This window comes from Mycobacterium sp. TH-M15 (assembly GCF_057473705.1).
The window spans coordinates 1-5,131 of the sequence record NZ_JBYCLB010000435.1 but is presented as its reverse complement, the minus strand read 5'-3'; the positions used below and the strand labels follow the sequence as shown (position 1 = coordinate 5,131).

General features: G+C 69.0%; 7 protein-coding genes and 1 pseudogene. 2 read left to right on the top strand and 6 right to left on the bottom strand.

Annotated features, from left to right (window positions below; all coding sequences use genetic code 11):
• Positions 1–287, top strand: a pseudogene (prrA, locus tag AC2VNT_RS10530) (two-component system response regulator PrrA); the annotation flags it as partial.
• A gap of 18 nt (positions 288–305) precedes the next feature.
• Positions 306–1,643 (top strand): HAMP domain-containing sensor histidine kinase, encoded by a 1,338-nt coding sequence (locus tag AC2VNT_RS10525; protein ID WP_486946799.1) that lies wholly within the window; start codon positions 306–308, stop codon positions 1,641–1,643.
• A gap of 14 nt (positions 1,644–1,657) precedes the next feature.
• On the opposite strand, the gene arfC is transcribed toward AC2VNT_RS10525, so the two are convergent.
• From arfC to AC2VNT_RS10495, 6 genes are all read right to left on the bottom strand, one after another.
• Positions 1,658–2,440, bottom strand: a complete 783-nt coding sequence (gene arfC, locus AC2VNT_RS10520) for a channel accessory protein ArfC, sunset domain variant (protein WP_486946798.1) — start codon at positions 2,438–2,440, stop codon at positions 1,658–1,660.
• Positions 2,440–2,601 carry a channel accessory protein ArfB gene (arfB, locus tag AC2VNT_RS10515; protein ID WP_486946797.1) on the bottom strand — a complete coding sequence of 54 codons (162 nt, stop codon included), beginning with the start codon at positions 2,599–2,601 and terminating at the stop codon, positions 2,440–2,442. Before arfB ends, arfC begins: the two co-directional genes overlap by 1 nt.
• A gap of 12 nt (positions 2,602–2,613) precedes the next feature.
• Positions 2,614–3,600, bottom strand: coding sequence for a channel-forming protein ArfA/OmpATb (arfA, locus tag AC2VNT_RS10510; RefSeq protein WP_486946796.1), 987 nt, complete (start codon positions 3,598–3,600; stop codon positions 2,614–2,616).
• A gap of 107 nt (positions 3,601–3,707) precedes the next feature.
• Complete coding sequence (gene arfA, locus AC2VNT_RS10505) at positions 3,708–4,184, bottom strand: channel-forming protein ArfA/OmpATb (protein WP_486946800.1); 477 nt, start codon at positions 4,182–4,184, stop codon at positions 3,708–3,710.
• Positions 4,185–4,213: 29 nt separating this feature from the next.
• A complete protein-coding gene (locus AC2VNT_RS10500) occupies positions 4,214–4,579 on the bottom strand; it encodes an FKBP-type peptidyl-prolyl cis-trans isomerase (protein ID WP_486946795.1) in 366 nt (121 codons plus the stop codon).
• A 5-nt stretch (positions 4,580–4,584) separates the two neighbouring features.
• The coding region (locus tag AC2VNT_RS10495) for a citrate/2-methylcitrate synthase (RefSeq protein ID WP_486946794.1) at positions 4,585–5,131 on the bottom strand (547 nt) is incomplete at its 5' end.

Below are 5,131 nucleotides of genomic sequence, written 5' to 3'. Positions count from 1 at the left end.
TGGGCCCGCTGGAGGTGGACATCCCCGGGCGGCGGGCCCGGGTCAAGGGCGTCGACGTCGACCTGACCAAACGCGAGTTCGACCTCCTCGCGGTGCTTGCCGAACACAAGACCGCGGTGCTGTCCCGGGCCCAGCTGCTGGAGCTGGTCTGGGGGTACGACTTCGCCGCCGACACCAACGTGGTCGACGTGTTCATCGGCTACCTCCGCCGCAAGCTGGAGGCCGGCGGCGCGCCCCGGTTGCTGCACACCGTGCGGGGGGTGGGGTTCGTGCTGCGGATGCAGTGACGGCCGACCATGACCACGATGAACGTCCTGCGACGGGTCTTCACCCGGACCCCGTCGCTGCGCACCCGGGTGGTGTTCGCCACGGCGATCGGCACCGCGATCGCCGTGCTCTTCGTCGGCGTTGTCATCTGGTTCGGGATCACCAGGGACCGCGAGTATTGGCTGGATCGCCGCCTGGACCAAGCCGCGGGCTTCGCCACGCCGTTCGTCAGCCTCGGCGAGGTGCCCCGGTCCTCCGGCGGCCAGGACGCGATCATCACCGTCCGCCGCGGTGGCAGCGTCAAATCCAACTCGTCGACAATCACCCTGCCGGAGCTGCCGGCCGGCTACGCCGACACCTACATCGACGGGGTGCGCTACCGGGTCCGCACGGTGGACATCCCCGGTCCGGGGCCGGTGTCGCTGGCGGTCGGCTCCACCTACGACGAGACCATCAAGGAGATCGACAGCCAACACCGCCGGGTGATCCTGGTCTGCGGCCTCGCCATCCTGGCCGCCGCGGCCGGCAGCTGGCTGCTGGCCATCTTCGCGGTACGGCCGTTCAAACGGCTCGCCGAGCAGGCCCGGTCGATCGACGCCGGCGACGAGCGGCCCAAGATCGAGGTCCGTGGGGCCACCGAGGCGGTCGAGATCGCCGAGGCGATGCGCGGCATGCTGCAGCGGATCTGGCACGAGCAGGACCGGACCACGGAGGCGCTGGCCTCCGCGCGTGACTTCGCGGCCGTGTCGTCGCACGAGCTGCGCACCCCGTTGACCGCGATGCGGACCAACCTCGAGGTGCTGTCCACCCTGGACCTCCCCGACGACCAGCGCAAGGAGGTCATCGGCGACGTGATCCGCACCCAGTCGCGGATCGAGGCGACGCTCTCCGCGCTGGAGCGGCTCGCCCAGGGTGAGCTGTCCACCGCCGAGGACCACGTCCCGGTGGACATCACCGAACTGCTCGACCGGGCCGCCCACGACGCGATGCGGGTCTACCCCGACCTGACCGTGTCCCTGGTGCCGTCACCGACCTGCATCATCGTCGGGCTGCCGGCCGGTCTGCGGCTGGCCGTGGACAACGCGATCGCCAACGCGGTCAAGCACGGCGGCGCCACCCGGGTGCAGGTGTCGGCGGTCAGTTCACGGGCCGGGGTGGAGATCGCGGTGGACGACAACGGTGGCGGGCTGCCGCCGGAAGAACGCGAGATGGTGTTCGAGCGGTTCTCCCGCGGCTCCACCGCATCGCACTCTGGGTCGGGTCTCGGACTGGCCCTGGTGGCACAGCAGGCAGAGCTGCACGGCGGCACCGCGTCGCTGGACGACAGCCCGCTGGGCGGGGTGCGGCTGGTGCTGCGCCTGCCGCCGCCGCAGTGACGGAGCCGAAGCTACTATTTCTTCTTCTTCCGCCAGCTGTCCCAGCGGGCGAATCCGGCGTCCTCGGCGGTCTGCTCGTCGCGGAACCACACCTCGGCGATCGTCGCGTCGTAGGCGGGGCTCTGCGGACCGTGGTAGAGCATCGAATCCGCGTTCCCCTTGATCGTCCAGCCCACCGGGCCGCTGCCGCCCGGGCCGGCCTTGGCCGATCCGGAACCGTACGGACCGGGCGGCACATCGGAGGCCGGGACGGCGGCGGCCGCACCCGAGGGGGCCGCGGCGGCCGGTGCCGAGCTGCCGTGCTTCTTGGCACCGTGATGCCCGACGCCGCGGTCCCACCGGGTGAACCCGGCGGCTTCGGCGGCCTGCTCCTCGCGGAACCACACCTCGGGGATGGTCACGTCGTAGAAGGGGCTGTCCGTCGTGTGGTAGAGCATCGAGTCCTCGTTGCCCTTGATCGTCCAGCCCGCCGGGCCGCTCCCGCCGGCGCCGGCCTTCGCCGAGCCGGGTCCGAACGGACCGTCCGGGACGGTGGCGATCTTGGTGGTGTCGGCCGACGAGGCGCGGCCGGTGAGTTTCGCGGAGGCGCCGCCGGCCGCCGCACCGGCAGCGCCGGCGGTCGCCGCGCCCGCCACACCCGGTGCCGTCACCGTGCCGCCCGACTTCGCTCCACCCAGTCCACCGACCGAGAGCGAGACCGGAACCTCACGCTTCACCCGCCGCACCGTGAAGACCGGCCAGAACAGGAGTCCGAGCAGAAACGACAGTGCCATCAGCCACGAATTCGCGTGGTGCATCAGCGGACCCCAATCTCTATTTCACTTGCGCCGGGCAGATCCGCGATGGCCTCTTCCCGGCTGGTGCGACGAACCGTCAGAACGGTGATCAGCAAGGCGACCAATGTGCCCACCAGGAATGCCAGCAGGTACCAAGACCATTCGATCAGGAAATCACTCATACCGAACCCTCCTCAGTTGACCACGATCGTGATGCGCCGGTTCTGCGCCCGGCCGACCGGGGTGTCGTTGCTGGCCACCGGGTCGGCGGAGCCGAAGCCCTTCCCGCTGACGTGGTCCGCCGGCACACCCTGGGTGATCAGGAAGGTGACCACCGACTGGGCCCGGTTGCTGCTCAGCGGGCCGTTGATGACGTCATTGCCGGTGTTGTCGGTGTAGCCGTTGACCAATATCCGCACGTCCGGGCAGGCCGTCAGCTTCGCCGCCACCTGGCTCAACTGCTGCTGCGAGCCGGCCGACAGCGTGTACCCGTTGGTGACGAAGGTGACCGCCGTGCGCATCAGGTCGCTGATATCCGCCTGCAGGTTGCCGCAGCCCGCTGCGTTGCCGGGCGCCGGCTCAGGAGCCGTCGACGGCTCCGGCCCGGGAGCCGGACCGCGAACCTCGATATCGTTGACGACATTCATGTCCGGCCAGGCCTCCGTGGCGGCCGCCTCGACGGCGGCGCTCTCGTCGTCAGAGACCGCAGTTCCGGTGAGCGTCACCGTCTCCCCGCCAACCTTGAAGTTGAAGTCCGGAATCGACGCGGCCGCTTTCAGCACCGCGGTGAGGCCGGAGAAATCAAGCGGGTTGCTGCCCGCCTTGATGTTCAGCTTGTCGATGAGCTGTATGCCGGGCCCGAATACTCCCTTGAGCATGTCGAGCAGAGACTTGCGCGCCCCGATGTCGGGCAGGTCGCCGCTGAGCGTGAACGCGTTGCCATTGCGCAGAATCGACAGCGGCGAGAACGCTATTCCCGGCAGCTCCACATTCGGGCCGTTGACCGACGGCAGCGTCAGATTCGGTCCGTTGACGTTCGCCCGATTGGAGACGCCGAGACCGATTCCGGTGAGCAACAAGGGAACCAGCGCCAACGCCAGCAACCAGCCAATACCTGCGGGACGTCGATAAAATCTCCGTCGCCAAACGGTCGTCGTGGCAACTTTCTCGGAACCCGGCATCGGTCCTCCTGGTCATTGCGTTTGCCGCTTTGCAAGCATCACGAGGGTATCGAAGGAGATGGGCAAATACCAGAGATTCGGTGACTGCCGTTCGAGGGTGAACATCCTCAACTCGACGGCGGCGGGACCGCACTCCGGAGCCGCAATTCGTCGACCATATTTGCATTCGGCCAGACGCCCACCAACGCCGTCGCGACCGCATCCCGGTCGCGCGCCGTCGCCGCGGTTCCACTCACCGTCACCGTATCGCCGTTCACCGCGAGCCGGAAGTCGGGAATCGGCGCGGCGGCCTCGAAAACCGGGCCGGCCACGGTGAGATCGAGCGTCGTGCCGTTCGGTGCGACAACCAGGTGGTCGACGACGGTGACCTCGTCGGGCAGGGAGGCGATCACCAGGTCCAGCAGCGTCTGCCGGGTCACCGGATCGGGCACGGCACCGTCCAGGGTGACCTCGCTGCCACGCCGGGTGATGGTGAGCGCCCCCGTCGGCGCGGCAGCAGACGCGCCGCCGTGTCGCCCCTGGGGTGCAGCGCGCCCGCCCAGCCCGCAGCCGACCGCGGCCAGCAGCAGCGGAACGACGATCAACGCTGCCAGCCAGGCGCGGCCGGGACGGGTCAACGGGTGCCGAGCAGGTCGATCACGAAGACCAGCGTCTTACCGGAGAGCCGATGTCCGGAGCCGGCCGGCCCGTACGCCTGCTCGGGCGGGATCACCAACTGGCGCCGGCCGCCGACCCGCATCCCGGGGATGCCGTCCTGCCAGCCCTGGATCAGCCCCTGCAACGGGAACTCGATCGGCTCGCCGCGGTTCCAGGAGCTGTCGAACTCCGCACCGGTGTCGTACTCGACGCCGATGTAGTGCACGTTGACCACCGCGCCCGGGACGGCTTCGGCGCCGTCGCCGACCAGCAGATCCTCGACGGACAACGCGGTGGGAGCCGGACCGGACGGGACGCTGACCTCGGGCCGCTGCGGGGACATCGCGGTTACCGGGCGTCGATGCCGACGTAGTCGCGGGTGTTGTAGCCGGTGTAGATCTGTCGCGGCCGGCCGATCCGGCTGTCGCCCTCGTCGTGCATCTCCCGCCAGTGCGCGATCCAGCCGGGCAGTCGGCCCAGCGCGAACAACACGGTGAACATCCGCGGCGGGAAGCCGATCGCCCGATAGATCAGGCCGGTGTAGAAGTCGACGTTCGGGTAGAGCTTGCGCTCGACGAAGTAGTCGTCGGTGAGCGCGGCCTCCTCCAGCTCCTTGGCCAGGCCGAGCAGTTTGTCGTCGCCACCGAGCTTGGCCAGGATCTTGTCGGCCTGCTCCTTGACGATGCGGGCGCGCGGATCGTAGTTCTTGTACACCCGGTGACCGAAGCCCATCAGCTTTACGCCGTCCTCGCGGTTCTTCACCTTGCGAACGAAGTCGTTGACGTTGGCGTGCTGGTCGCGGATGTTCTCCAGCATCTCCAGCACCGCCTGGTTGGCGCCGCCGTGCAGCGGGCCCCACAGCGCGTTGATGCCGCCGGAGATCGAGGTGAACAGG

Coding starts and splice junctions, on each gene's coding strand:
- AC2VNT_RS10525 (WP_486946799.1), top strand. CDS start 306: ATGAACGTCCTGCGACGGGTCTTCACCCGGACCCCGTCGCTGCGCACC.
- arfC (WP_486946798.1), bottom strand. CDS start 2,440: ATGCACCACGCGAATTCGTGGCTGATGGCACTGTCGTTTCTGCTCGGA.
- arfB (WP_486946797.1), bottom strand. CDS start 2,601: ATGAGTGATTTCCTGATCGAATGGTCTTGGTACCTGCTGGCATTCCTG.
- arfA (WP_486946796.1), bottom strand. CDS start 3,600: ATGCCGGGTTCCGAGAAAGTTGCCACGACGACCGTTTGGCGACGGAGA.
- AC2VNT_RS10500 (WP_486946795.1), bottom strand. CDS start 4,579: ATGTCCCCGCAGCGGCCCGAGGTCAGCGTCCCGTCCGGTCCGGCTCCC.